19 protein-coding genes are annotated in these 26,030 nt (G+C 66.8%); 10 read left to right on the forward strand and 9 right to left on the reverse strand.

All coding sequences use genetic code 11. The features are described from left to right. From rbbA to IB268_RS04710, 3 genes are read right to left on the reverse strand one after another with little or no spacing between them, the layout of a single operon-like run. Positions 1 to 2,745: a ribosome-associated ATPase/putative transporter RbbA gene (rbbA, locus tag IB268_RS04700; RefSeq protein WP_192353906.1), complete on the reverse strand. Its 2,745-nt coding sequence runs from the start codon at positions 2,743 to 2,745 to the stop codon at positions 1 to 3. Next, positions 2,745 to 3,812, reverse strand: a complete 1,068-nt coding sequence (locus IB268_RS04705) for an HlyD family secretion protein (protein WP_054452014.1) — start codon at positions 3,810 to 3,812, stop codon at positions 2,745 to 2,747. Before IB268_RS04705 ends, rbbA begins: the two co-directional genes overlap by 1 nt. Positions 3,813 to 3,825: 13 nt before the next feature. Further along, the gene (locus IB268_RS04710; protein WP_192353907.1) at positions 3,826 to 5,313 is read right to left on the reverse strand and encodes an efflux transporter outer membrane subunit; all 1,488 of its coding nucleotides are present in this window, start codon (positions 5,311 to 5,313) and stop codon (positions 3,826 to 3,828) included. 194 nt (positions 5,314 to 5,507) lie between these two features. On the opposite strand from IB268_RS04710, the gene IB268_RS04715 reads away from it, so the two are divergent. Together IB268_RS04715 and IB268_RS04720 are read left to right on the forward strand one after the other, a co-directional pair. After that, entirely contained in the window at positions 5,508 to 6,125 is a 618-nt protein-coding gene (locus tag IB268_RS04715) for a TetR/AcrR family transcriptional regulator (RefSeq protein ID WP_054452012.1), read from the forward strand. 97 nt (positions 6,126 to 6,222) lie between these two features. Beyond that, on the forward strand, positions 6,223 to 7,797 hold the full coding sequence (locus IB268_RS04720) for a cyclic diguanylate phosphodiesterase (RefSeq protein ID WP_125470123.1): 1,575 nt from the start codon (positions 6,223 to 6,225) through the stop codon (positions 7,795 to 7,797). 3 nt (positions 7,798 to 7,800) lie between these two features. On the opposite strand, the gene kch is transcribed toward IB268_RS04720, so the two are convergent. Together kch and IB268_RS04730 are read right to left on the reverse strand one after the other, a co-directional pair. Beyond that, a complete protein-coding gene (kch, locus tag IB268_RS04725) occupies positions 7,801 to 9,012 on the reverse strand; it encodes a voltage-gated potassium channel protein (RefSeq protein WP_054452010.1) in 1,212 nt (403 codons plus the stop codon). Positions 9,013 to 9,443: 431 nt separating this feature from the next. Then, positions 9,444 to 10,259, reverse strand: coding sequence for a response regulator transcription factor (locus IB268_RS04730; RefSeq protein WP_119450333.1), 816 nt, complete (start codon positions 10,257 to 10,259; stop codon positions 9,444 to 9,446). Between the two features lie 663 nt (positions 10,260 to 10,922). Between IB268_RS04730 and IB268_RS04735 the strand changes: the two genes are divergently transcribed. After that, positions 10,923 to 11,318 (forward strand): helix-turn-helix domain-containing protein, encoded by a 396-nt coding sequence (locus tag IB268_RS04735; protein WP_119450332.1) that lies wholly within the window; start codon positions 10,923 to 10,925, stop codon positions 11,316 to 11,318. On the opposite strand, the gene IB268_RS04740 is transcribed toward IB268_RS04735, so the two are convergent. Beyond that, entirely contained in the window at positions 11,299 to 12,447 is a 1,149-nt protein-coding gene (locus IB268_RS04740) for an acyltransferase (RefSeq protein WP_119450331.1), read from the reverse strand. The two genes, IB268_RS04735 and IB268_RS04740, sit on opposite strands and share 20 nt — an antisense overlap. Positions 12,448 to 12,754: 307 nt before the next feature. Between IB268_RS04740 and IB268_RS04745 the strand changes: the two genes are divergently transcribed. The 3 genes from IB268_RS04745 (at position 12,755) to IB268_RS04755 (ending at position 15,035) form a co-directional block, all read left to right on the forward strand. Then, on the forward strand, positions 12,755 to 13,285 hold the full coding sequence (locus IB268_RS04745; RefSeq protein WP_192353908.1) for an META domain-containing protein: 531 nt from the start codon (positions 12,755 to 12,757) through the stop codon (positions 13,283 to 13,285). 129 nt (positions 13,286 to 13,414) lie between these two features. Then, positions 13,415 to 14,212 (forward strand): META and DUF4377 domain-containing protein, encoded by a 798-nt coding sequence (locus tag IB268_RS04750; protein WP_054452005.1) that lies wholly within the window; start codon positions 13,415 to 13,417, stop codon positions 14,210 to 14,212. An 85-nt stretch (positions 14,213 to 14,297) separates the two neighbouring features. After that, positions 14,298 to 15,035, forward strand: a complete 738-nt coding sequence (locus IB268_RS04755; RefSeq protein ID WP_175161310.1) for a sulfurtransferase — start codon at positions 14,298 to 14,300, stop codon at positions 15,033 to 15,035. A gap of 73 nt (positions 15,036 to 15,108) precedes the next feature. Here IB268_RS04755 and metG read toward each other — a convergent pair whose 3' ends face one another. Together metG and IB268_RS04765 are read right to left on the reverse strand one after the other, a co-directional pair. Beyond that, on the reverse strand, positions 15,109 to 17,175 hold the full coding sequence (gene metG / locus IB268_RS04760; RefSeq protein ID WP_192353909.1) for a methionine--tRNA ligase: 2,067 nt from the start codon (positions 17,173 to 17,175) through the stop codon (positions 15,109 to 15,111). Positions 17,176 to 17,412: 237 nt separating this feature from the next. Continuing rightward, positions 17,413 to 17,688: a hypothetical protein gene (locus IB268_RS04765; RefSeq protein WP_006226181.1), complete on the reverse strand. Its 276-nt coding sequence runs from the start codon at positions 17,686 to 17,688 to the stop codon at positions 17,413 to 17,415. A 101-nt stretch (positions 17,689 to 17,789) separates the two neighbouring features. On the opposite strand from IB268_RS04765, the gene apbC reads away from it, so the two are divergent. The 4 genes from apbC to dcd all read left to right on the forward strand — a co-directional run bounded on the left by apbC (position 17,790) and on the right by dcd (position 25,128). Further along, positions 17,790 to 18,878, forward strand: a complete 1,089-nt coding sequence (gene apbC / locus IB268_RS04770) for an iron-sulfur cluster carrier protein ApbC (RefSeq protein WP_192352776.1) — start codon at positions 17,790 to 17,792, stop codon at positions 18,876 to 18,878. Positions 18,879 to 18,881: 3 nt separating this feature from the next. Continuing rightward, a complete protein-coding gene (locus IB268_RS04775) occupies positions 18,882 to 20,774 on the forward strand; it encodes an autotransporter assembly complex family protein (protein WP_119450329.1) in 1,893 nt (630 codons plus the stop codon). Further along, positions 20,771 to 24,463 (forward strand): translocation/assembly module TamB domain-containing protein, encoded by a 3,693-nt coding sequence (locus IB268_RS04780; protein WP_370528704.1) that lies wholly within the window; start codon positions 20,771 to 20,773, stop codon positions 24,461 to 24,463. Before IB268_RS04775 ends, IB268_RS04780 begins: the two co-directional genes overlap by 4 nt. A gap of 101 nt (positions 24,464 to 24,564) precedes the next feature. Beyond that, the gene (gene dcd, locus IB268_RS04785) at positions 24,565 to 25,128 is read left to right on the forward strand and encodes a dCTP deaminase (protein WP_041654363.1); all 564 of its coding nucleotides are present in this window, start codon (positions 24,565 to 24,567) and stop codon (positions 25,126 to 25,128) included. A 4-nt stretch (positions 25,129 to 25,132) separates the two neighbouring features. Here dcd and IB268_RS04790 read toward each other — a convergent pair whose 3' ends face one another. Then, positions 25,133 to 25,984 carry a GNAT family N-acetyltransferase gene (locus tag IB268_RS04790; protein ID WP_175212612.1) on the reverse strand — a complete coding sequence of 284 codons (852 nt, stop codon included), beginning with the start codon at positions 25,982 to 25,984 and terminating at the stop codon, positions 25,133 to 25,135. Positions 25,985 to 26,030: the final 46 nt, after the last annotated feature.

The following is a 26,030-nucleotide window of genomic DNA, read 5'->3' on the forward strand; positions in this document are numbered from 1 at the left end:
TCAGGTCTCCTGTTTCTTCAGCAGCAGCGCCGAGGCGCCCAGGATGACGGGAATGGCGATCAGCAGCGGCCAGAACGAGCCTTGCAGATTGGAGAAGTCCAGGGCCTTGCTGAAGACGCCGCGGCTGATGGTCAGCATGTGCGTGGCGGGGTAGACCTGTCCGATCAGGCGGCCGGCGCCTTCCAGCGACGAAACCGGGTTGAGCAGGCCGGCGAACTGCACCGCGGGCACCAGGGTGCCTATCATGGTGAAGAACAGCGCCGCGATCTGGCTGCGGGTGAACGTGGAGGCCAACAGGCCGATGGCGGTGGCCACCACGTTGTAGATCAGCGCGGCGGCAAGCAGGGTCAGGAAGCTGCCGGTGATGGGCACGCCGAACAGCGTCACGGCCAGCAGCGTCATCAGCAGGAAATTCAGCATGGCCAGCGCCACGTAGGGCGCCTGCTTGCCCAGCAGGAATTCCAGCCGTGTCACGGGCGTGACGTACAGATTGATGATGGAACCCAGCTCCTTTTCGCGCACCACCGCCAGCGCCGTCAGCATCGCCGGCATCATCAGGAGCAGCAGCGGGATCACGGCGGGCACCATGGCGGGGAGGCTGCGCACATCCGGGTTGTAGCGGAAGCGCGTCTCTATGCTGACCGGCAGGGTCGCGTCCGAGCCCAGGCGTTCGCGCGCCTGCTGCATCAGCCAGCCCTGGTGCATGCCCAGCACATAGCCGCGGATGGTCTCGGCGCGCTGCGGCATGGCGCCGTCGATCCAGACGCCGATCTGCGCGCCGTTGCCGCGCTCCGCGTCGCGCGCAAAGCCTTGCGGTATCTCGATGGCCAGCGACAGCTCGCCGCTGCGCATGCGCGCGTCCATCTCCTCGTAGCTGGAAATGGGCGGATGTTCGATGAAGTAGCGCGAGCCCGCCAGGTTCAGACTGTAGTTGTGGCTCAGGCCGGTCTGGTCGCGGTCCATGACCGCATAGCGCAGGTCCTCCACGTCCATGCTGATGCCAAAGCCCATCACGAACATCAGCAAGAGCGAACCGGCCAGGGCCAGCGTGGCGCGCACCGGGTCGCGGCGCAGTTCCAGCGATTCGCGCCACATGTAGCTCAGCATGCGCTGCAGGCTGAAGCCGCGGTGTTCCGGCGTTTCGGCGGAGGCGGACGCCAAGGGGGGAGCGGCTTGCGCGTCGGCGTCTTCTGGTTTGGTGCCGGCGCCCGCGTCGATCAGGTAGGCGATGAAGGCTTCCTCCAGCGTCTGCGCGCCGCGCATGCGCGTGATCTCGTCGGGCGACGCGCTGACCAGCACCTTGCCCGCATGCATCAGCGACATGCGGTCGCAGCGCTGGGCCTCGTTCATGAAGTGCGTGGAAATGAAGATGGTGACCTGGTCCTGGCGCGCCAGCGCGATCAGCAGGCGCCAGAAGTTGTCTCGCGCGACGGGGTCCACGCCCGAGGTCGGTTCATCCAGGATCAGCAGTTCGGGCTTGTGCACCATGGCCACCGCCAGCGACAGGCGCTGGCGCACGCCCATGGGCAGATTCTCGGGCAAGGTGTCCAGCACTTCGCCCAGGTCGAAGCGCCGCACCATCTCGTCCACGCGCGCCGGAATCTCGGCCTCCGGAACGTGGAACAGGCGCGCGTGCAGCACCAGGTTCTGCATTACGGTCAGTTCGCCATACAGCGAGAACGCCTGCGACATGTAGCCCACGCGGCGGCGGGTATCGATGTTGCGCGGATCGACCTCGGCGCCAAATAGCCAGGCCTGTCCTTCGCTTGCCGGCAGCAGGCCGGTCAGCATTTTCATGGTGGTGGACTTGCCGCAGCCGTTGGAACCCAGGAAACCGAAGATCTCGCCCTTGCGGATGCGGAAGTTGACGTGGTCCACGGCGACGAAATCGCCGAAGCGCATGGTCAGGTCGCGCGCCTCGATGGCGATCTCGGCGTCTTGGTCGATGGCCAGCGGCACGATCTCCACCGGCTTGTGGCCGCGCTTCTTTTCTTCCGGCAGCAAGGAGATGAAGGCGGCTTCCAGCGAGTCCGCGCCGGTGCGCTGCTGCAGTTCGGCGGGCGTGCCGGTGGCCAGCACACGGCCTTCGTCCATGGCGATCAGCCAGTCGAAGCGCTGCGCCTCGTCCATGTAGGCCGTGGCCACGATCACGCTCATGCCGCTGCGCTCGCGGCGGATCTCGTTGATCAGGTCCCAGAACTGCGCGCGCGCCAGCGGATCCACGCCGGTGGTGGGCTCGTCCAGGATCAGCAGGTCGGGGTCGTGGATCAGGGCGCAGCACAGACCCAGCTTCTGCTTCATGCCGCCGGACAGCTTGCCGGCCGGGCGCGACAGGAAGGCCGACATGCCGGTGCTGCGAGTCAGGCTGTCGATGCGGCGGCGGCGCTCGGCTTCGTCATGGCCGAACAGGCGGCCGAAGAACTGCAGGTTCTCTTCGACCGACAGGGTGGGATAGAGATTCTTGCCCAGGCCCTGCGGCATATAGGCGATGCGCGGGCACACGTCGTCGCGGTGCCGGCGGCTGGCCATGTCGCCATCCAGCACGTCCACCTTGCCTTCCTGCACCGCGCGCGAACCCGCGATCAGGGCCAGCAGGCTGGACTTGCCGACGCCGTCCGGGCCGATCAGCCCGACCATGCGGCCGGCGGGAATGTCCAGGGTGATGCCGTCCAGCGCCACCGTCTTGCCGTAGCGCAGGCTGACGCCGGACAGCGTCACCACGGGCGCGGTGTCCGGGGAGGTCATCAGGGCACCTTGACTTCAAGATTGGCGGGCCATTGCGCGTCGGCATCGAGCTTCAGCCAGGCCACGCCCGGCAGGCCCGTCTTGACCTGCTTCAAGTGCCGCTGCAGCAGCTCGGGGCTGATCTGGGCCTTGACGCGGAACATCAGCTTCTGCCGTTCGCTGGCGGTCTCCACCGTCTTGGGCGTGAACTGCGCGGTGCTGGCCACGAAGGAGACCTTGGCGGGGATGACGTATTGCGGCGCGGCGTCGAGGATGATGCGTACGTCCTGACCCAGCGCCACGCGGCCGGCCGCCTGCTCGGGCAGGAAGAACGTCATGTAGACATCGGCCAGGTCCACCATGTTCAGCACCTTGCCGCCAGCGCCCAGCACTTCGCCAGGCTGTGCCACGCGGTACTGCACACGGCCGTCGCGCGGGGCGCGCAGCTCGCTGTCGGCTATGTCGGCCTCGATGCGGGCGATGGTGGCCTGTGCGGCGGTGACTGCGGATTGCGCGCCGACCTCGGCGGCGCGCGCGGCGTCGATGGCGGCCTGCGCGGCCTTCACCTGCGCACGCGCGGCATGCACCGAGGCCTGTGCGCTGCGCACGCGGGCGCGGTCGTCGTCCAGTTCCTGGATGGACGAGGCGCCTTCCTTGGACAGCGTCTCAGAGCGGGCCAGGCGGCGGCGCGCGGCGTCCAGTTCGCTTTCGCGTTGCACCACCACGGCCTCTGCAGCCAGCTTGTCGCTCTCGCGTTGCGCGACCTGCGCGCTGGCGCTGGCCGCGCCGTTGACGGCCTGCTGATGCTGGGCGCGCGCTTCCTCGCGCTGCGCCTGCAAAGTGTCGATCTGCATGCGCGCCAGCGGCTGGCCGGCGGCGACGAAGTCGCCTTCGACCGCCAGCACTTCCTGCACCCGGCCGGCCAGCTTGGCAGCCACGTCGATTTCGGTGGCTTCGATGCGGCCGTTGCCGCTGATGAATCCCTCGCCCGGGCCGCTGTCGGACAGCAACCGCCAGCCGTAGTAGCCGCCGGCGGCAACCGCCAGGGCGATCAGGACAGGGACCAGTTTTCGGGTGGGCAGGCGCATCGGGGATCCTTGATTATTGGTTTATAGGGGGGCTGGCGGTTGGCGCGGAGGCGGTCTGCGCAGCGGGCGGAGCTTGCGTGCCGCCGCCCAGCGCCGCATACAGCCGCACGCGGCTGGACAGCAGGGCGCGGCGCGTCTGCGCGAGCTTCTGCTGGGCCGCCAGCAGATCGCGCTGCGCATCCAGCACCTCCAGATAGGGCGAGGCGCCATGGTCGTAGCGCAGTTGGGCGAGGCGGGCGCGTTCGCTCTGCGCCGCCACGGTGGCGCGCAGCACGTCCACCTGTTCCGCCAGCCAGTAGCGCGCGGACAGCGCGTCGGACACGTCCTTGAAGGCGGTCTGTATGGTCTGTTCGTAGGCGACCACGGCCTGGTCGCGGCGCGCTTCGGTCAGGTCCAGGTTGGCCGAGCGCCGGCCGCCGTCGAAGATCGGCAGGCTGATGCTGGGCGCGAAGTTCCAGGCGCGGCTGCCGCCCGAGAACAGGCCGTCCAACTCGCTGCTGGCGGTGCCGAACGCGCCGGTCAGGGTGATGGTCGGCAGGAAGGCGGCGCGGGCCGCGCCGATGTTGGCGTTGGCGGCCTGGAGCTGATGTTCGGCGGCGACGATGTCGGGGCGGTTGACCAGCAGGTCCGAGGGCAGGCCCGCCGGCAACTCGCGCATGACGGCGTTGTCGTCCAGGCGCGTGGGCAGCTTGGGCAGGTTCAGCGGCGCGCCCGCCAGCAGCTCCAGCGCGCTGGCCTGGGCGGCGCGGGTCTGTTCCAGGTCCGCGCCCAGCGCCTTGGCCTGCTGCCACAGCGTTTCGACCTGGGTCAGGTCCAGTTTGGAGATTGCGCCTTCCTCGAAGCGGCGGCGGAAGATGCGCAGCGACTCTTCGCGCGAGGCGATGGTCTCGCGGGTCAGCGCCAGGCGCTCGTCCAGTTCGCGCAAGGACAGGTAGCTGTCCGCCACTTCGGCGACCAGGCTCAGCGTCGCGGCCCGCGCGGCCGCATCAGAGGCCAGGTAATTCTGCAAGGCGGCGTCCTTCAGGCTGCGCACGCGGCCCCAGAAGTCCAGCTCCCAGCTGGCCATGCCCAGGCCCACCTGGTATTGGCTGGAGACCAGCGGCTGTCCCGTGAGGTTCAGGTCGCCCGGTACACGGGCGCGGGAGCCATCCGCTTGCACGCCTATGGTGGGGAACTGGTCGGCGCGCTGGATGCCATACAACGCGCGCGCTTCTTCCACGCGCAGCAGGGCGCGGCGCAGGTCGCGGTTGTTGTCCAGAGCGGTGGATATCAGCGTCTGCAGCGCTGGATCGGGGAAGTAGGTCCGCCAGCCGATTTCGGCGGCGGCTGCGGCGTTGGCCGCGGTCGCTTCGGGCCCCGGGGCTGTATAGGCGGCAGGCACGGGCAGCGCGGGACGCTCGTAGTCGGGCGCCATGGACACGCAACCGCTGGCCAGCAGCGTCAGCAGGGCTGCGGGAACGAGGCGCGTGGCGATCGTGGCCGGAAACGGGCGGAGTGTCATGCGGGGTCTCTCCAGCGCGGGGGCCGGGCGCGTCCCTGGGCAGGCTTATGACGCCGCCTTCGGGGCGGACCCGATACCGGGTTCATGCTTGCAGATATTGTGCAGTGCGGCGGCTACGCATTCCTTGATCAGAATCAAAGTAGCGACTGACTGGTCGGTTTTTAATGAATTGCACATATACAGGGAGCAGAAGGATGGTCATGCAGCGCCGTCGTCTTCCTCCGGTGGTGCGGATCGGGCAGATTCTCGATGCCGCGCTCCAGGAGTTCTCGCAGGCGGGCTATGCCGGCGCCAGGATGGATGACATCGCGCTGCGGGCTGGCCTGTCCAAGGGTGGGCTCTATGCGCATTTCGACAGCAAGGAAGCGGTGTTCGAAGCCCTGCTGACGCGCCACCTCAGCCCCTCGCGGCTCGACATCGAGGCGGTGGTGGATGGCGCCCAGTCGCCGCGCCATCTGGCCGAACGCATCGTCAATCATCTCTACGTCAGCCTCGGAAACGCGGCCATGATCAGCACCATGCGGCTGCTGCTGGCCGAAAGCGGGCGCGTGCCCCACCTGGCCGCGCGCTGGCGGCAGGAGACCGCGCAGGCGCATCAAACCGACATCGCGCGGCTGCTGGAGCGCGCGCGCGACCGCGGCCTGTGCGCCGATTGCGTCGCGCTCAAGCATCCCTGGCTGCTGCTGTCGCCCATCGTTCATACCCTGGTCATGTCTGCGCTGATGGGACCTGACGAGCGCATCGACCTGCCCGAGCGGCGGCAGGCGCATGTGGCGCTGATCTGCGAGCTTCTGCGCCAGAGCCCTGCGTGACGGAGGGCCCCGGAGTTCCTTGACGCTGCGCCCGGCTTGGTGTCCTATCCAGAGTTGGTCGCGCGGCGGCCATGCACGACCTACGCGGCGAGGTGACATGGCGACATCGGGAGTGACTGGCGACACACCGTCCTGGCGTTATCTGCCAGTGGCCCTGGCTTTGGTGCTTCCCATCCTGGCCTGTGTTGGCTGGACATGGCTGCAAGCGCACAACGCACAGCGGCTCGAAGGCGAGACCGCCGCGCGCATCGTGCGCGCCCAGGCCGAGAGCATCCTCATCCAATCCCAGGACATGCTGGGGCGGGTGGCGGAACAGGCGGGCAAGCCTTGTGACGAGGTGCTGCCCATGCTGCAGCGCTGGGGCACCTTGAATCCGTATTTTCGTTCCCTGGTCCTGGTACGTAACCAGCGCGTCTACTGCTCATCGGCGGTAGGCGCCGTGGACGCCTCGCTCGACGATTTCAGCAAGTGGAAAATCAACATCGTGTCGGACCACTGGCAGATCTCGGTGGCCGGCACGCCCTTGGCGCCGGAGCGGCCGGCCATCCTCATAGGCAAGTCCGGCGCCGACGGCCATGGCGGCATCGTGGTGGTGGATGGCCGCTACGTGCAGGACCTGGTGAATGCCGTGGCCACCATGGACGACCTGCAGCTGGAATTGGTCGTCGGCAGGAACGGCGCGCCGATACGCAGCGATTCCTGGGGCGGCGCGGCGGCGCGCGCGGTGCCGCTGCGCGACGAGGACGATGCCACCGCGACGGGCCTGAGAGTCAACGTCCTGGCGCCGCCAGAGACCCTGGTGCGCGCGTGGTCCCGGTCCATGGCGACGTATCTGCCGGTGGCGCTGCTGCTCGGGCTGGGCCTGGCCGTGGCCACGCACCGGCTGCAGGTCAGCAGGCGTTCGTTCAAGGAACGCCTGCGCCGCGCCATGCGGGCTGGCGAGTTCCTGGTGCACTACCAGCCCGTGTACGGGCAGGCCACGGGCCGCTGCGAGGGCGTGGAGGCGCTGATGCGCTGGGAGAGGCCGGGCATCGGGCCGGTGCGCCCGGACGTCTTCATCGCCGAGGCCGAGGCCGAAGGCATGATCATTCCGCTGACCCAGCATCTGCTCACGCTGATCGAACGTGACATGCGGACCTGGCCCACGCCGCCGGATTTCCACATCGGCGTGAACATCGCGGCCGAACACTTATCCAGCGTGGAGCTGCTGCCCGACGTCCAGGCCTTCGCGGCCAAGATCGCGGCGCGGCATCCGCTGGTGGTGCTGGAGATCACCGAGCGCAGCCTGATCATGGACAACGGGCAGGCACGGCGCAACATCGATGCCTTGCGCGCCCAGGGCCTGCGCGTGGCGATCGACGACTTCGGCACCGGCCACTGTTCGTTGTCGTACCTGCAGAAATTTCCGGTGGACTACCTGAAAGTCGACCAGGGCTTCGTGCAGGCCATCGGGCCCGCGGGCGAGGAAGCGCCAGTGCTGGACGCCATCATCACGCTGGCGCACCGTCTGGGGCTGTCGGTCGTGGCGGAAGGCGTGGAAACGCCATATCAGTTCGACTATCTGAAGGCGCGCGGCGTGGCGTTCATCCAGGGCTATCTGTTTGCGCGGCCGATGCCCTCGGCCGAGTTCGTGCGCTGGTACGCCGGGCATGAACCGCCCGGCGACGCGTAGTCTTCAGGCGGCTTTGCCGTTGGGGGCGGCCTTGGCGAAGAACAGGTCGGTGATGCTCTGGCTGTCCATGGGCTCGCCGTTGATGGCGCGGGCCAGCAGCTCGGCGCCCAGCAGTTGCACGGAGAACACCAGGTCGGGATTCACCCGGCGGATCTTCTCCAGGTGCTTGCTGGTGTTGACCAGCGCGACCGTCTTGGCGCCGTTTTCGCCGCAAGCTTCTTTCGCGGCCAGCACGATGAAGGCGTTCTCGGCGTCGTCGTCGCGCAGCGCCAGCACGTAGCGCGCGCGGGTCACGCCCGCGTTGTGCAGCACATCCACGCTGGACGGGTCGCCTTCGATCAGGTCCGTGGCCGCCGGATATTCCTGCGGCACGCCAGGAGGCACGATGACGGTGACTTCGTCGCCGCGGCGCCGCAGGCCGTCGTAAACGCTCATGGCCAGGGGCGTCGCGCCCGCGATGATGATGTGATTTTTGCGCATGGCGGTGGAGAACCTGCCTTTGACCAGCCGTTTCAGATTGCCGCCGATCACCGGCCCGGCGATCGCGCTGATGGAGGTGGCGAAGATGGTGATGCCCAGGATGATAATCGACGCGGTGAACAGCCGCGCGGTTCCGGTGTGCGGCGTGATGTCGCCATAACCGACCGTGGACATGGATACGATGGAGAAGTAGAGCGCGGTGGTGGCGTCCGTGATGGGCGGATTGAATTCGTTGCCCAGATAGAGCGTGCCGAAGACCGCGTAGATCAGCAGCGACAGCATGCTGACCAGGGCGAACAGCGAGCCGGCGGTCACGCTGGCGCGGTCGAAACGGCGCCAGTAGGCGATCAGCGCGATGACCAGGACCAGCGTATAGATGCCCAGGCCGGCGCGGCCGCTGTCTCCCATGATGGCGAAGGTGCCCACGCCGATCAGCAGCACCAGCGAGAACGCCCAGGCGATGCGCGCCTTGAGGATCAGTCCCAGCGCGATGACCTGCAGCCCCACGCCTAACACCAGGCGCGGTATCTCCAGCAGGCCCACCACGCGCATGACCTCATGCCAGTTGTCGATGGCGAGCCAGAATCCGTATTCGCGCGCCCGCACCTCGCGCAGCACCGGATGCATGAAGGCGTACCCGTCCAGCGCCACCAGGATGGCCAGGCACCAGTTGGGCGGAAACAGCGCCAGCAGCTTGCGCAAGCGGTGCTTGAGGGGAACGGGTAGTGTGGGCATGGCTTTGGCGGGAACGGATCCCAAGTCCTTTGGCGGCATTGTAGGGGGCGTGCCGCGCTATACCAGATATGTATGGAAGGCTATCAACAAAGAATTACTGCAAACCTGCCCGAGGTCCTAAACTTCGTGCATCAAGCGGCTATCCATGAGGAACGCCGCTGATAAGGGCGGGACGGCCGCTGTTTTAGCAAACGGACGAATCGCCTGGCGTTGATCACGTTGCAGCCTGTGCAGGGACTAGAGACCCCGCCCAGGTTCACGGTCTGGCCGTACGTGAGCAGTATGAGGCACGAATGTTGGAATCGCGTGATCCAGGTAGTAGGCATCAGTGCCGGCTGATGACTCCAGGCTCACGTGTTGTTTTAGCGCGGCGTCTTACCTTTCGAGGCAGCGCCGCGTTTTTTTCGTCCTGGCCCGTTGCGGGCCGGACCTCAAATGGACGCGTTCGCGTCCGCCGTTTCTCGGCGCCAGTCGCCCTGGGCCTCCAGGCGGCTTTCTTCCCCAGATACCCGAAATTCCAGGTCCAGCGTGATGTCCGCTGCGAACATGTAGCCCCAGCCATGCACGGCGCGGATCGGCAGCGTCATCTCGTTGGCCGCCGCTTTGCGCCGCAAGCGGCTGATCATGACGTCCACGAAGCGGCGCCGCGAGATGCCGCTGTCGGCCTCGTCCGCGCCGTCCGCGTAGAAGGCGTCGCGGCTGACCTTGCGGTCGGGCGCGTTGACCAGCCGTGACAGGAAGTCGCGCTCGCCGGTGGTCAGCCCCAGCGTGCGGCCCGTGGGGCTGATCAGGGTCCAACCCTTGTTCGCAAGGCGCCAGGTGTCGTGCATGGATTCATCCAGCGTGTGTCCGTCGGATGCGGCGTCCGCGCCGTCCAGGCCCACGGCGCGGCGCACCAGCGCCTGCAGCGCCGCCGCCAGCTCCAGCCCGGATACGTCCGGCGGCAGGCAGGCATCCGCGCCGCAGAGCAGCGTACGGATGCGGCTTTCGGCATCGGCGAATGCGGCAATGGCGACAATGCCCAGGCCTCGGTCCACGGCGCGCAGCCGGACGGCGGCATTGTGGATGTCGGGCAGGGGCGCTTTCAGCACCACCAGCGGGCAGGGGCGGCGCGAGTATCTGTCGTAGACGTCGGCCAGGTCATGGCAGCGGCGCACATTGAAACCCAGGTGCGAAAGGGCTTCGATGAGTCCGGCATGCCTGGCGTCGTCGTGGCCCAGAAATATGACATCCAGCGTGTTGTTCATTGATGCTTCCAATGAGGAGACAGGCCTGGGCGGCTGTGCCTGATGCCTAGGCGGGGCGCTGCGTGTCATACCCGTCTCCCTGTGCTGCGCGCCGAGGCGCGAGAGCGCCGGGCGGTGTTGTTCGGATGGGCGCGAGGCCGGGGGGATTGCCCCTGGTTTCGTGCTTACGCCGATGGCCGCCCATGCTTCGATGCTGCTTGGAAGTCACGCCCGTGTTTCATTTAAACACGGGCGTGTTTTTTTGTGAAGATACGTTTCTGTAGTTTCTGACAGTAACAGAAAGCGCAGGGGCAGCGCTATGGAAACGCTTGAAATACTGTTTGTTTTGGGAAGCGGGTGTTAACGCATTATGTATCGCCGATACATTATTTTCGATTTTGAATACGTGAAACGCCCTAAACTCGCCACGCTCTTGCCGCCGCGGCACGCTTGCATGACAGGGGATGCAGCTGCGCGGCAATACCGATGTGGCAAATGCAAGCCAATGATAGATATGGTCTTTTTGATGGCGCATCGACGCGCTTCGAGGCGCCTGGAACAGGCTTGAAGCGCGCGCAGTCGGCTACGTGGCGCGATTTACGGATTAGCCCCGCAATTCGGGTGTAATCCGTTTATTTGGCGCCAGTATTGAGATGTTTTAATCAAATAAATAAATTCTTATTAATGTCTCAGGTTGATCGATTGGACACGTTTAGCCATCGTCTGCGCAACGCAAGAATGCTTCAGGGATGGACTCAAAAGGACTTGGCGGTCGCAAGCAACCTGTCGCAGAGCGCTATCGGCAACTACGAGAGCGGGCAGCGCCGGCGGCCATCCAGCGACGCGCTCATCAAGCTGACCCGCGCGCTATGCGTCAATCCCATGTGGCTCAGCACCGGCGAGGGGCCGATGCTGAACCCGGAGCCGGGCGTCATCCAGGCGGGCGCGGAGCGTGTGGCGCTCCCTGCCGCCTGGCCGTTCGAATCCATCTCCTATGCCACCTATGCGCGCCTGAGCTCCCAGGAAAAACGGCAGATCGAACAAGTGCTGGCCGCCTACATCAAGGCACGCGGCGAATAGACCCGAGGGGCTGCGCGGGCGCGCCAGCGGGGCGCCGCCGGGTGTCGGACGCGGGCGCGGGATCGCGGTCGTCGGTGCGCAGGCGGCTGCGCAGACGCTCGATGGGATCCGCAATCACGCTGTTGAGCAGGGCCGAGAATGCGATGGTGCTCGTGATCACCAGCGCCATGAAGAGCAGCGGCTGGTCCAGATGCGCTTCTTCAAGCAGCCACTTGAAGAACATGATCACCAGCGAATGGCAGATGTAGATCGGGTAGCTCAACTCGCCGATCGCCTTGTCGAGCCTGTGGCGCGACTGGAACAGGAAGGCCAGCGGCAGCAGCGCCCCGAACAGCAGCACGGCCAGGCCGTCGCGCACGGTCTGGTTCATGGCGATCGAGAAATGCAGCACACAGTAGACCGCCAGCACGGCCGTGCCGATTTCCGGCAGGCGCTTGATCCGTTGCGTCCAGGCCTTATAGCGCGGCAACAGCACCTGGTGCGACAGCGAACCGAGCAGGAACAGGGCGAGTTCGGTCGGAAAGAACCGATACGTCCACGGGTCGCCCAAGCCTATGCCGGTGGCGATCAGCACGCCGCGCAACGCCAGCGATGCGGCCAGCAATGCGAGCAGCCGGCGCGGCGAATGCAGGATGAAGGGAGCGACCAGGTAGAAGCTCATCTCCACGCCCAGCGTCCAGGCCTGCGGCACCAGCAGCCCTTCGTAAAGCGGGACTTCGCTGTGCGCGAAGTTGCCAGTGAACTTGAGCGCGGAATGTTCGATGCCGAAGAACATCAGCCAGTCCTGGCCCATGATGAAAATGTTGGAGAGCACCAGGAACAGTTCGGCGCTGAAGGGCAGCGCGTCGTAGATGCGGAAGAATGCGCCGCCGCTCATCACGTGCGCGGCCAGCGTCAGCGCCGCAACGGCCAGATAGATCGGGAACAGCCGCAGGAAGCGGTTTGCATAGAACTTGCCCACCGCGCCTTGATAGTGGTCGGTGGCGGTGAGCACATAGGAAATCAGGAAGCCCGAAATGACGTAGAACAGCTGTACCGCGAGACGGCCGCCCACCAGATGATCGGTGGCGCCTGCGCCCAGATGGTCCAGCACCACCGACAATGCCAACAAGGTTCTCAAAAAGCCCATCGCCGTGTCTCCCCCGGATTGATCTTATTTTTGGCCCCCGTGAGGAGCCGGACACCTGCGCCTGCGGTCGTTGCGATCGGCTGCCGCGCCTTGCATGCCGGCCAGGCACGGATGACGATCTGTACTGATTCTGCGCGTCGATGTGTGCCGCCGCCATGGGGCGTTCGATGCAGCAAGGCCATGCAATTGGAGCGTGGCCATGCATTTGCCGTGCTGCTTTTGGATACCGCTTATGGGCTTAGAACACGCGTGCTGGACCGAAAGGGCGGTTACAGTCGAGGGATGTGTAATTGATGGAGTCCCGTACATGTTCAAGCTCTTGTCCACGCGTTGCCGCTTGATTGCTCCGGCACTGCTGGCCGCGGCCCTGGCCGGTTGCGCCGGATCGACTGGCGGCGCGCGCCCGCAAGGCGCAGCTGCGGCCAACGCCGCGAGCAGCGCGGATTCGCTGGCCCAGACCAGTTGGGAACTGGTGCGCTGGACGCAGGCGGGCGGCGCACTGCGCGACATTCCCCATGGCGACAACGGCGAACCGGTACGCCTGACCTTCCTGGCGCAAGGCAAGCAATATCGCGTCAATGGCTTTTCCGGCTGCAACCGCTACATGGGCACCTACAAGCTCGAAGGCGGCAAGCTCTACATCGACGCGCCCGCCGCCACGCGCATGGCCTGCCCCGCGCCGGAACGCGCCCGCCTCGAAGCGGACTATCTGCGCGGCCTGGCGTCCATCGACACGTTCACGCTGGACAACGGCGGCGCGCCGCGGCACCTGACCTTCAATCTGCGCGGCGGCGACGTGCTGGAGTTCGCGCGGCGCCAGGATCCGCCCACCCCCTGACGTAGCCAGCGGACCGCGTATCAAAGAGTGTTAAGCCGCGAATAACGGCGCCAGGCCGCGCCTACAATGGCGTGGTCCGGCCCGCCGCCTTGCGCGGGCGCTGCATTCCTTGCTTTTTCGGAGACCCTCATGCCCCTTCCCGCGTCTTTGCGCTGGCTGGCGCCTTGCCTGTTGTCCATCGGCCTGGCCGCCTGCTCGGCGCCGCCCAAGCGTGCCGCGGATGGCCAGGATCCGCGCTTTCAGCCCGCTTCCGCTTCCGACATGCTGGCGCAGACCAGCTGGGATCTGGCGCGCTGGACCTTGCCCGGCGGCGGCTTGCGGCAGATTCCGCATCCCTCTTCCAATTCGCGCCCGCTTACGGCGAGCTTCGTCCATGACCAGGGGGCGCCGCGCATTTCCGGTTTCTCCGGCTGCAACCAGTACAACGGCTCCTATACCGTTGCCAATGGCCTGCTGATCGTGCAGGGGCGCCCGGTGTCGACCATGATGGCCTGCGCGCCGCAGAACATGAAGCTGGAGCAGGATTTCCTGGCTGCGCTGACCAGCATCACCGCCACGTCGGTGGACAACGCCAACAATCCGCAGCGCATGACCTGGGTGCTCAGCTCTGGCGACAGGCTGGACTTCGGACGCCGCACCGATCCCATCGCAGGCGGCCAGCAGGGACCGACCAAGCTGGTCTACGTGAATTCGGAGCGCGTGCCTTGCACCGCCGGCGCGGGCCGCGCCATGTGCTACCAGGTGCGCGACAGCGCCGGACAGCCCTGGCAGCTCTGGTACGGCGAAATCACGGGGTTCAACTTCCAGCCTGGCGTGCGTTACCGCTTGCGCGTGGTCGAGGTCCGCAACCCGAATCCGCCGGCCGATGCGTCGACGTTGCAGTGGGTGCTGGACGCGGTGGTCGAGCAGGAAATCGTCAATCGTTGAGCCGGATCAAACGGAGCGGCGGGCGGGGAAAACCGCCCAGCGATTACTATTACGCCTTTCGCCGCCCGCTTTTTTCCGCTTTTCCATGACTTCCGTCGTCAATATCGCCGCTTACAAATTCGTTTCGCTGGATGCTCTGCCCGAGTTGCGCGCCCGCCTTCTGGACGAGGCAGGCCTGGCCGCGCTCAAGGGCACCATCCTGCTGGCCGAAGAGGGCATCAACCTGTTCCTGGCGGGTTCAGCGGATGGCATCGACGCGTTTCTGCGCACCCTGCGCGCCGATCCGCGCTTCGCCGACCTGGAAGTGAAGTTCAGCCATAGCGCGGCGGTGCCGTTCCGCAAGCTGTTGGTGAAGATCAAGCGCGAGATCATCCGCATGAATCATCCGGCGATCCGCCCGGAGGCGGGACGCGCGCCCGGCGTGGATGCGAAGACGCTGGCGCGCTGGCTCGAGGCCGGCATGGACGACGCCGGACGGCCCGTGGTCATGCTGGACACGCGCAACGCCTTCGAGGTCGACGAAGGCACCTTCAGGAACGCCATCGATTGGCGCATTGAACGCTTCACGCAATTTCCTGCGGCGGTGCAGGCGCACCGGGCCGAACTGGAAGGCAAGACCGTGGTCAGTTTCTGCACCGGCGGGATCCGCTGCGAAAAGGCCGCGATCTACATGAACGAGGCCGGGATCGAGCACGTCTACCAACTCGATGGCGGCATCCTCAAGTACTTCGAGGAAACCGGCGGTCCCGGCTATGACGGCAAATGCTTCGTCTTCGACGAACGTGTTTCGCTGGACCCGGCGCTGGCGCCCAGCAAGGCCTGATGTACCGCGCTTAATAACAAAAAGCCCGCCGATTTGAACTGGCGGGCTTTTTGCATTCAGCGGGGGCGCGGGATCAGCGCACGCGCATGCCGGGCTTGGCGCCGGGGAAGGGTTCCAGCACGTAGATGCCGGCGTCCACGGACTCATCCGCATGGCTGGCGGCCAGCACCATTCCTTCGGATATGCCGAACTTCATCTTGCGCGGAGCCAGGTTGGCCACCAGGACGGTCAGCTTGCCGATCAGGTCTTCCGGCTTGTAGGCCGACTTGATGCCCGAGAACACGTTGCGGTGACGGCCTTCGCCCGCGTCCAGCGTCAGGCGCAGCAGCTTGGTCGAGCCTTCCACGTGTTCGCAGTTGACGATCTGCGCAATGCGCAGATCGACGCGCGCGAAGTCGTCGATGGAGATGGTCTCGGCGATGGGCTCGCCGCCAGGCACCACCACGGGGGCGGCCGGCGGCTCGAACAGGTCTTCCAGCATCTGCGGTTCGACGCGCTGCATCAGGTGCTTGAAGGGCGCCACACGCTGCGGCAGCACCGAGGCATCGGCCCAGGTGAAAGGCGCCTGCGCGCCGAACAGTTCCAGCGCCACGCGTTCGGACAGCGCCGGCAGCACCGGCGCCAGCATCACGGACAAGGCCTTGAAGCCGGCCAGCGAGCGCGAGCAGATGTCCTGCAGGGCGGCCTTCTGAGCGTCATCGGCGGTGGCGATGCCCTTGGCCAGCACCCAGGGCTGGGCCGTGTCGAACGCCTGGTTGATGCGATCGGCGTAGGCCATGATTTCGCGGATGGCGCGGTTGTATTCGCGCGCCTCGAACGCGGCGCGGATGGACTCCGCCTGTTCGGCGTACTCCGCGGCCAGCGCCGAGGTGTCGCCCGAATAGCCGAGGACGCCATCGAAATGCTTGGTGATGAAGCTGGCGGCGCGGCTGGCGATGTTGACGTACTTGCCGATCAGGTCGCTGTTGACGCGGGCGATGAAGTCCTCGGGGTTGAAGTCCATGTCTTCGACCCGGGCGTTCAGCTTGGCGGCGATGTAGTAGCGCATCCATTCGGCGTTCATGCCGAGTTCCAGGTAACGCAGCGGCGAAATGCCGGTGCCGCGGCTCTTGGACATCTTTTCGCCGCTGACGGTGATGAAGCCGTGCACATTCACGGCGTCAGGCGTCTTGCGGCCGGCGAACTTCAGCATCGCGGGCCAGAACAGCGCGTGGAAATACACGATGTCCTTGCCGATGAAGTGGACCTGTTCGGTGGGGCCGGCAGGATCGAGCAGCGCATCGAAGTCCATGCCCTTGACCGCGCAATACGACTTCAGCGAGGCCAGGTAGCCCACGGGCGCGTCCAGCCAGACGTAGAAATACTTGCCCGGCGCGTCCGGGATCTCGATGCCGAAGTAGGGCGCGTCGCGGGAGATGTCCCAGTCGCCCAGCTTGGCCTCGCCATCGTCCGAACCCAGCCACTCGCGCGTCTTGGCCAGCATTTCAGGCTGCAGATGCTTGCCGCCAGCGGCGTTGGAGCCGGTGGTCCATTGCTGCAGGAATTCCACGCAGCGCGGATCGGACAGCTTGAAGAAGAAGTGGTCCGAGGACTTCAGCACCGGCGTGGCGCCGGTCAGGGCCGAGTACGGGTTGATCAGCTCGGTGGGCGCGTAGACCGCGCCGCAGACTTCGCAGGAATCGCCGTACTGGTCCTTGGCGTGGCACTTGGGGCATTCGCCCTTGATGTAGCGGTCGGCCAGGAACATGCCTTTGACCGGATCGTAGAACTGCTCGATGGAGCGGGTTTCGATCAGGTCCTGGGCCTTGAGCGCGCGGTAGATGTCCTGCGATAGCGCGACGTTCTCGGCTGAATCGGTCGAGTGCCAGTGGTCGAAGCGGATGTGGAAGCCGTTCAGGTACTGCGGGCGCTCGGCGGCGTAGCGCGCCACCAGGGCCTGCGGCGTGATGCCTTCCTTTTCCGCCTTCAGCATGATCGGCGCGCCGTGCGCGTCGTCCGCACCCACGAAGTGCACCGTGTGGCCCGCCATTCGCATCGAACGAACCCAGATATCGGCCTGGATGTACTCCATGATGTGGCCGATGTGGAAAGATCCGTTGGCGTAGGGCAGCGCTGTGGTGACAAAAAGGGTGCGAGACATGGTTGTCTTTGGAGGTTGAGGGAAAAAAGGGGTAGGCCGGCCATTTTAGGGCAAGCGCGCAGACTTGCCGGACAGCGGCCCGTCAATGGCTCAACCCGCCCTTCGCGGCAGGCGAATCAGGCGGGTTGCGAAAGAATGCGGGGATGGGCGCGAATACACGGCAATTCCGCCGCGCGGACGCACAAGCCCACGGTCCGCTTGCGCCGCGGGCGGCGCAAGCATGCTGGAAAGCCGCCGTCAGCGGATTTCGCGGGCTTCGACGTCGATCACGTCGCCGCGCGGCTGCGTGGCGAAGGGGGCGGTGGCGGACTGGAACGGTCCCGGGCGGGCGCCCTGGCGCTGGCTCCAATAGGCGCGTACGCCGAAAGGTTTGCCGCGCACCTTGGCGACCACGTACAGGATCGCCACGGCGATCGCCGTGGAAAGCATGAACACCAGCGCCATCGCCATGCCGATCAAGGCCAGGGCGGCGAATAGGACGGCACGAAAGAAGCGGATAAGTGTGTTGGTCATGAAGATCGGATGCAAAACGCAGGGAAAGGTTCCCGGGTATCCGCTATCCTTTAGGGGATGGCGGGCCGCAGAAGCCGCGCTGCCTACGGAACCATAGTGACATGAGTATAACGATAGAACAAATTCGCGCCGCGCTGCGCGCCGCGCAGGACCCGAATACCGGTATGGATTTGGGCGTTTCTGTAAAAGATCGTGACATCAAGCTGGAAGGCGGACGGGTTTCGCTGGCGCTCGAGCTGGGGTATCCGGCCGATGCCGCGCGCGCCCAGGTCCGCGATATCGCCGTGGCGGCGCTGGCCGCGGCCGGCGTGGCCGACGCCCAGGTCGAGGTGAGCTGGAAGGTCGCCGCCCATGCCGTGCAGAAAGGGCTGAAGCCCTTGCCCAATGTGCGCAACATTATTGCGGTGGCGTCCGGCAAGGGCGGCGTGGGCAAGAGCACCACGGCCGTGAACCTGGCCCTGGCCCTGGCGGCGGAAGGCGCCAAGGTGGGCGTGCTGGACGCCGACATCTACGGCCCCAGCGTGCCGACCATGCTGGGCATCTCGGGCCGTCCCGAAAGCCTGGACAACAAGAGCATGGAGCCGCTCACGGGCCACGGCCTGCAGGCCAACTCCATCGGCTTCCTGATCGACGCCGACTCGCCCGCCATCTGGCGCGGCCCAATGGTGACGCAGGCGCTGGAGCAACTGCTGCGCCAGACCAATTGGCGCGATCTTGATTACCTCATCGTCGACATGCCTCCCGGCACGGGCGACGTGGCGCTGACCCTGGCGCAGAAGGTGCCGGTGGTGGGCGCCGTCATCGTCACCACGCCGCAGGACGTGGCGCTGCTGGACGCGCGCAAGGGCTTGCGCATGTTCCAGAAGGTTGATGTGCCGATCCTGGGCGTGGTCGAGAACATGGCCATCCACATCTGCTCGCAATGCGGCCATGCCGAGCATATCTTCGGCGAGGGCGGCGGCCAGCGCATGGCGGAGCAATACCAGACGCCCTGGCTGGGCAGCCTGCCGCTGACGCTGGCGATCCGCGAGCAGACCGATGCCGGTTCGCCGACCGTGGTGTCGGATCCGGGCAGCGAAGCCGCGGCGCTGTATCGCGGCATCGCCCGCAAGCTGGCAGCTGGCGTGGCGGCGCTTCCCCGCGACATGGCCGGGAAGTTCCCGTCCATCGTCGTGCAGCAACCGACCTGACGCATGCGGTGGGCAGCCCGCGCCTTCTTGGCAGGACTTGTTGTGATGACGGGCGAGGCGTTGGCCAAGCGCCCGGAAATCATTGTGGACCCCGGCGGCGTGCCGCCGGCCGCCCTGCAGGCGATTACCGAAGCCGTCGATGCGATCGCGCGGCTGGCGGAAGACCAGGACGGCGGTGAAATCAACCGCCTGCGTCGGCGTGCGCGCGACGCGACGCTGGCGGCCCTGGCCACCCAGGGCTATTTCTCGCCCACGGTGAAGCTCGAAGCCGGCACCGATATCGGCGGAGAAACCTGGGACATCAGTATCGTTTCGGGCGAGCGCACCACCGTTACGTCCGTGGACCTGAGCTTCACCGGCCGCATCACCCGGCCCGAGTTCGCGGCGCGGGTGCAGAAACTGCGCGACGACTGGCAGCTCAAGACGGGCCAGCCCTTCATCAACAGCGACTGGAACAAGGCCAAGTCGAACCTGCTGGACGCGGTGTCCTCGCGTGACTTCATGCTGGCGCGCATGACCGCGTCGCAGGCGGAAATCGAGGCCGATACGGCATCGGCCGCCCTGCGCGTCACAATAGACAGCGGCCCCCAGGTGCGCATGGGCGAGCTCACCACGGAAGGCCTGAAACGGGTGCCCGAGAAGCTGGTGGAGCGCTATGTGCGCTACTCGCCGGGCGCCGCCTATGACCAGAACAAGCTGGACACCTGGCAGCAGGACCTGCAATCCACTGCGTTCTTCCGCGGCGCGTTCGTGTCGCTGGAGCAGCCGGGCCAGGCGCAGCCGACTCCTGCGCCCAATGCCGACCGCGCACGCGCGCCAGGCTCGACCGATCTGGCGGCTGCCACGCCGGCGGGAGATCCTTCCGTGTCCGGCGGCATGCCGCCGCCTGCGCCCGCCTACGACTCGAACGGCGAAGTGACCTTGCCGGTGCAGGTACGGGTGGTGGAAGCGCCGCCCAAGCGGTTCACCGGATCGATAGGCGTGGACGACGAGGCCGGCCTGCGCGTGGAGTCGCTGTACCGGCAGAACGTGGTCTTTGGCCAGCCGGTCACCCTGGAGACGGGCTTCAGCGTGGACCGGCTGCAGCAGCGCGCCTACGCGGACTTCCTGTTGCCGCCGAACCAGCGCGGCTACAAGGATTCCTTCGGGGTCCTGTACGACCACTCCGACATCCAGGGGCTGGACGTGACGCGTTACGCGCTGGGCGCTACGCGCCTGCAGGAGCGCAAGGGCGCGGGCGATAGCCGGGTCGAATACGAGACCCGCTGGGGCCTGCTGCTGGCGGAGGATCACGTGAAGATCGACGGCGGCGACCAGTACAAACTGCCGACCCTGACCGCCACGGCCGAATGGCTGCGCCGCGATGTCGATAACAAGTACGACCCGCGCGAAGGCAACCTGATCGCGGTGGGCGGCGGCGTGGGCGTGACGCTGGACTCCGGCGAACCCTACACCCGCGCCCGGCTGCGGGCCCAGAAATGGTGGCCCATCGGCAAGCTGGACGTGCTGACCGTGCGCGGCGAAGTCGGCCGGGTCTGGTCCAACAGCAAGGTGCGCGTGCCGGACGATTTCGGTTTCCGCACCGGCGGCGCGCGTTCGATCCGCGGCTACAAGTACCAGAGCATAGGCGTGAAGCAAGACGACGCTGTGGTGGGCGCGCCCACGCTGCTGGTCGGCAGCATCGAGTACGACCACTATTTCAATGAGCGCTGGGGCATGGGCGTGTTCGTGGACGCGGGCGACGCCGCGGAATCGTTCGGCGACATGTCGATGGCGGTGGGCTACGGCGTAGGCGCCCGCGTGCGCACGCCGGCCGGGCCCTTGTTCCTGGACGTGGCCTACGGCCAGCGCGACCGCGACCTGCGCCTGCACTTTTCCTTGGGGATCGCGTTTTGAAGGCCTTGCGCAAATTCCTGCGCCATGTGCTGGTGTGGTGGTTGCCGGGCCTGGCCATGCTGGCCGTGCTGGCGGGCGGCTTCCTGTTCTGGCTGGTCGGTTCGCAGAACGGCACGCGGCTGCTCCTGACCACCGCCGCCCAGCAATTGAATGGCCAGGCGCTGGACGTGAGCGGCTCGCTGTTGCGCGGCGTCTCCGTGGGCAAGCTGGACCTGGACGTCAGCGGCACCCGCGTCGACATCACGGACCTGCACCTGGACGTGAACTGGCGCGCCCTGGGCGACCGTCTGCTGCACGTGCGCGATGTATCGGCGGGCTCGGTTTACATCGGCCTGACCGCAACGCCCGAGACGGCGCCTGCCGAGGACGACGGCGAGCCTTTCTCCTTGCCCGAACTGCCGGTGGACATCGCTATCGACCGGGTGGCGCTGGGCGACTTCCAGTTGGACCAGGACGGCGAACCCTTGCCCGTGACCCTGGGCAATCTGGACGCCACCTTCGCCGCGGGCAAGCAGGGCGCGCAGTTGCGCATCGCCAGCCTGCGGGTGGGCCACGAGGCTGCGCAGGCGGACATCTCCGGGCAGGCCGAACTGCAAGGCATGGCCGATCCCTGGCCGTTCGCCGCTCGCCTGGACGTGACCGCGCGCGGGACCGGCTCCGATTCCCCGCTGTGCGAAGCCGACAAGCTGAGTGGCGTGTATGAGCGTCAGGCGGGCGCTGCCAAGAAGCCCGAGCCCAAGCCTGGCGCCAAGGCCGACCCCAAGGATGAATCCAAAGCCGGGGCCAGGACAGATCCCAAGGCGACGCCTTCCGAGCCGCCCCGGCCCGCCTGCCAGGTGGTGCTGCGCGCCGATGTCGCCGGTTCCCTGGATGGTATCCAGGCCAAGCTGGAGGGCGAGGGCTCCGGCCTGCTGCTGGACCTGACCGCCGACCTTGCGCCGCGCACGGCGCTGGTGCTGCGCAGCGCCCGGGCGCAGGCGCAACTGCCTGACAAATCGACCCTGGCCGCGCAGCTAGACCTGCAATCCGATAGTACGCAAGGGACGGGCCGCGACCGCATCGCGGGCACGATAAGCGCCCAGCGCCTGGATTTGTCGCCCTGGCTGGGCAAGGATGTTCCGCCTGCGGTCCTGACCGTGCGCGGCGACGTGCAAGCCGACATCGAGAACCTGAGCCAGCTACGCCACGCCGCGGTCGATCTGCGCTTCGAAGAGGGCACGCGCTGGAACAAGCAGCCCCTGACTGGCGCGCTCAAGGCCCAGGTGGATATCGCCGCAGCGACCAATAGCGCGGAATCCGCCGCCGTGCCGAACGGTGCCGCCTCGCCCGAGGCCGATCCTCTGGCCGGGCTGCGCATCCACGGCCTGGACGTGGACCTGAAGCTGGGCCGCAACCGGGTCCAGGCCAGGGGCGAGCTGGACGCCAAGGACGGCGCGCTGTCGCTGGACGCCCAAGCGCCCCAGCTCGACGCGTTCTGGCCGGGCATCCCCGGCGGCGCGGAGTTGAAAGGCAAGCTGGCGGGCACGCTGGCTGCGCACCGCGGCGAGCTTGCTGCCGGCTACACGCCGCCCAAGCCGCGCGCGGGCGTGCTGGGCGAGGCGCCCGCCAAGGCCAACATCGTCTTTGCCGGTTCCTGGGGCAAGGGGCCAGCCGGCACGCCCGACGCAGCCCTGCCGGGATGGCGCGGCACGTTCTCGAGGCTGACGGCAGAGACCGCCGGCTTCACCGTGGCCGTGGACCGTCCGGTCACGCTGGCTTTCGTGCCTTCCGCCGTGGAACCGCAATGGCAGTGGCAGGTGGGGCAGACGGCGCTGAGCCTGACCCTGCCTGGCAAGGAGCGCGTGGTCCTGGCGCACCAGGGTTCGCGGGGGGGCGGCAAGCGTTGGGAAACGGCGGGCAAGGCCGACAACCTGGTGATCACGGCCGCCATGGCGCGCCAGGTGATAGGCGCCTTCGATCCCGAGGCCGCGGCCAAGCTGGGCAAGCGGCCCGGCCGCGTGAACGCGATGGTGCCCGAGGGCCAGCGCCGCATCGCGCTGGACGTCTTGTGGGACCTGAAGTTCGACGGCCGGCTGGGCGGCCGCGCGCGCATCGCGCGCCGCGAGGGCGACCTGCTGATACCGGGCGATCCTCCCATCCCGCTGGGACTGAAGGCGCTGGTGCTGGACCTGACCGCCACGCCGACCTCCGCCAACGCCAGCCGCCTGGACGCCAAGGTCAATCTGGCCACCGACAAGATGGGCCTCATCAACGGCACCGGCACCGCCGTGTTGGTGGTGGACGCCAAGGGCGGCATGGCGCTGGACCCGCGCCAGCCGCTGCGCGCCAAGCTGGACGCGGATATCGCCGACCTGGCCTGGGTTGGCCTGTTCGTGGGCGACTCGATGGAAGTCGGCGGCACGGTCAAGGCCAATCTGGAAGCCCAGGGCACCCTGGCGGGCAAATGGTCGGCCAGCGGCAGCATCCGCGGCGACAAGCTGCGCGTGGTGCGCATCGACGACGGCGTGCGGCTGATCGACGGCACCTTGTCCGCGCGCCTGGACGGCGACCGGGTGGTGCTGGAAAGCCTGCGCTTCCCGGCCTCGTTGCGGGTGATGCCGGCCGAATGGCGCACCAAGGAATGGATCACCACCAATCCCGAGGCAAAGGGCGGCTACGCCGAAGCCAAGGGGCAGTGGAATTTCATCGATGGCGGCGGCGATATCCGGCTGACCCTGTACCGCTTCCCGGCGCTGCAGCGTTCGGACCGCTACGCCATGGTGTCCGGGGTCATCGACGTGAAGGCGGCCATGCCGCGCATCGACATCGTGGGCGACCTGAAGGCGGACGCCGGCTGGTTCAGCCTGGAAATTCTGCAGGGCGTGCCGTCGCTGGACGATGACGTCAAGGTGCGCCGGCCCGGCGATGACCCTGGCACCGTCTCCACGCCGCTGCAGACCAGCATGAACCTGAAGTTCGACATGGGGCCGCGCTTCTACATCACCGGCATGGGACTGGACGCCGGCCTGCTGGGCTCCATTCAGATCATGCTGAACGATGGACGCCTGACCGGCGTGGGCGCGCTGCGCACCCGTGGCGGCGGCATCGAAGCCTACGGCCAGAAGCTGCGCCTGAGCCGCGGCACGCTGACCTTCCAGGGCCGTCTGGACAACCCCTTGCTGGATATCGAGGCGCTGCGCACGGGCGAACAGGTCGAGGCGGGCGTCAAGGTGGTCGGCACGGCGCAGCGGCCGCGCATCGACCTGGTGTCGTACCCGGACGTCAGCGACGTGGAAAAGCTGTCCTGGCTGCTGCTCGGCCGCGGCCCCGACGAAAGCGGCGGCGACGCGGCGCTGCTGATGTCGGTGGGTACCGCGCTGCTGGGCGGCGGGCAGCCGTTCTACAAGCAGTTCGGCCTGGACGACGTCAGCATCAAGACGGGCAACATCGGCAGCTCCGGCAGCATCCTGCCGGACCGCACGGTGGCTGGCGACGTCAACCGGGACAGCGACAGCCAGCTGGCGACGCAATTCCTGGTGGCCAGCAAGACCTTCGCCAACGGCATCACCCTGAGCGTGGAACAGGCGCTGGCGGGAAGCGATACCGTCGGCCGCGCCAGCTACAGGCTGGCGCGCGGCTTGTCGGTGGACCTGAAGGGCGGGGCGGTCAACGGCATCGCGCTGGTCTACCGGACCTTCTGGGGGAACTGAGGCGGAACCGGGCGGCACGGTCCCGCCCGGCCCCTCGCCGGTGGCGCATCCGCACTCGGGATAAAATGGCGTCCATTCCATTCCCTAGCACCATTCCCACCATGAGCATCAAAAGCGACCGCTGGATCCGCCGCCAGGCCGAAGCCGGCATGATCGAACCCTTCGAAGCAGGGCAGGTCCGCACGGCCAATGGCGGGCGTATCGTCAGCTACGGCACCAGCAGCTACGGCTACGACGTGCGCTGCGCGGACGAGTTCAAGATCTTCACCAACATCAATTCCACCATCGTCGATCCGAAGAACTTCGACGAAGGCTCGTTCGTGGATTTCAAGGGCGACGTCTGCATCATCCCGCCCAATTCCTTCGCGCTGGCCCGCACGGTCGAGTACTTCCGCATCCCGCGCAGCGTCCTGACGGTTTGCCTGGGCAAAAGCACCTATGCGCGCTGCGGCATCATCGTCAACGTCACGCCGCTGGAACCCGAATGGGAAGGCCACGTGACGCTGGAGTTCTCGAACACCACGCCGCTGCCGGCCAAGATCTACGCGGGCGAAGGCTGCGCGCAGATGCTGTTCCTGGAAAGCGACGAAGTCTGCGAGACCTCTTATCGCGATCGCGGCGGCAAGTACCAGGGCCAGCGCGGCGTGACCCTGCCGCGCACCTGAAGTCTCAGTCCGCGCGCCGCGGCGCCGGACGCAGGTAGTCGATATCCCACTCGCTTTCGCCCGTCTGCACGAACCCGTGCCGGCGGTAGAAGCGGTTGGAATCGCTGTCGCGCAGCGCGCCCAGGCTTACCGCCAGCCCCAGGCGGTCGGCCTCCTGCAGGATCTTGCGCATGACCTGTCCGCCCAGCCCCGAACCCTGCGCGGCGGGGCGGATGTACAGATGATCCAGGCGCAAGCCGTCACCCTCCGGGCGCAGCGCGTAAAACCCGATCCGCTGGCCATCTTGCTCGATGGACCAGGTGTGTTCCGGCCGGAATGTGCTGCGCAGCCGCGAGCGCGCGCGTTCAGGATCGAAGCGCCCCAGGCGCTCCAGGCTTTCGCGCATGGCTTCGATGCGCAGCGCCAGCAGGTCTTCGAAATCCGCTTCCGAGACCGGGGCGTATTGCAGCTGCGGCGTGGACAGCTCATCGTAGCCCCGGCCCAGGAACTGCAGGATGCAGATACCGTGACCGTAGGGATCGCTCAGGTGGGCGATGCGGCCCCAGGTGTGCGAGACGGCCGGGTCTTCCAGGCGCGCGCCAGCGGCCACCGCCTGTGCGACCGCGCGGTCCGCGTCCTCCACCACCACGTCCAGATGCACCGGCGTCCAGTGCCGCGCATAGTCGCGCGGCTGGCGCGTGGCGCCGGCGGCAGGCGTACCCGCCGCCTTTTCCAGCAGATAGATGGGCGCCTCGGCCCCTGCCATCTCGGCCACCGTCGGTCCTATCCGGCGTCGCAGCGTCAGGCCGAACGCGCGTTGATAGAAGTCGATGGCGTGTTCGAGATCGGGCACGTCGATGTTGACCAGGATGTGCATTGGGGGGCCGTCTGCTGAGTGAAGAAAAAAACATATCATGGCCGCG

It is taken from the genome of Achromobacter sp. ACM01, from assembly GCF_014851745.1.
GTDB lineage: Bacteria > Pseudomonadota > Gammaproteobacteria > Burkholderiales > Burkholderiaceae_B > Achromobacter > Achromobacter aegrifaciens.